Raw genomic sequence first — 249 nt, 5'->3', positions numbered from 1 at the left:
GGCGTCGCAACCGGCAACATGGGGGTCGGCAAGGACGGCGAGCCGACCGAGAACTTCCAGCTCGGCATGGAGCTGCACGCGAAGTACACGCTGTTCGCCGAAGGCTGCCGCGGCCATCTCGGCCGCCAGCTGATCGCGAAGTACAAGCTGGATGCGAACGCCGATCCGCAGGCGTACGGGATCGGCATCAAGGAGCTGTGGGAAATCGACCCGGCCAAGCACAAGCCGGGCCTCGTGATCCACACGGCC

1 protein-coding gene is annotated in these 249 nt (G+C 66.3%); it reads left to right on the top strand.

All coding sequences use genetic code 11. The annotated features are described in order from the left end of the window. Positions 1-249: NAD(P)/FAD-dependent oxidoreductase (locus tag ACV22Z_RS35940; protein ID WP_448080969.1), on the top strand; the 249-nt coding region annotated here is incomplete at both ends.

The organism is Burkholderia sp. PU8-34 (genome assembly GCF_053427725.1).
This window is presented reverse-complemented; position numbering and strand designations above follow the sequence as displayed.